Below are 205 nucleotides of genomic sequence, written 5' to 3'. Positions count from 1 at the left end.
ATCAGCGTGCCTTCTCCCGAAGTTACGGCACCATTTTGCCTAGTTCCTTCACCCGAGTTCTCTCAAGCGCCTTGGTATTCTCTACCTGACCACCTGTGTCGGTTTGGGGTACGATTTCGTGTTACCTGATGCTTAGAGGCTTTTCCTGGAAGCAGGGCATTTGTTACTTCAGCACCGTAGTGCCTCGTCATCACACCTCAGCGTT

Annotated in this window: 1 rRNA gene; it reads right to left on the bottom strand. The window is 51.7% G+C overall.

The features are described 5' to 3' along the window. A 23S ribosomal RNA gene (locus tag FDW98_RS05670) occupies window positions 1–205 on the bottom strand; the annotation flags it as partial.

The sequence above is a fragment of the Citrobacter sp. wls711 genome (assembly GCF_005281055.1).
GTDB lineage: Bacteria > Pseudomonadota > Gammaproteobacteria > Enterobacterales > Enterobacteriaceae > Citrobacter > Citrobacter gillenii.
The sequence above is the reverse complement of the archived record's forward strand: the minus strand, read 5'-3'. Positions and strand labels throughout refer to the sequence as shown.